At 58.4% G+C, this 255-nt stretch carries 1 rRNA gene; it reads right to left on the reverse strand.

The window, feature by feature from the left end:
* Positions 1-255: ribosomal RNA gene (locus QSK18_RS35785) — 16S ribosomal RNA — on the reverse strand; the annotation flags it as partial.

Raw genomic sequence — 255 nt, forward strand, 5'->3', positions numbered from 1 at the left:
CAGAGACCCGCCTTCGCCACCGGTGTTCCTCCTGATATCTGCGCATTTCACCGCTACACCAGGAATTCCAGTCTCCCCTACTGCACTCTAGCCTGCCCGTACCCACTGCACGCCCAGGGTTAAGCCCCAGGTTTTCACAGCAGACGCGACAGACCGCCTACGAGCTCTTTACGCCCAATAATTCCGGACAACGCTTGCACCCTACGTATTACCGCGGCTGCTGGCACGTAGTTAGCCGGTGCTTCTTCTGCAGGT

Origin of the sequence: Kineosporia sp. NBRC 101677, assembly GCF_030269265.1 — a bacterium.
GTDB classification, from domain to species: Bacteria; Actinomycetota; Actinomycetes; order Actinomycetales; family Kineosporiaceae; genus Kineosporia; species Kineosporia rhizophila.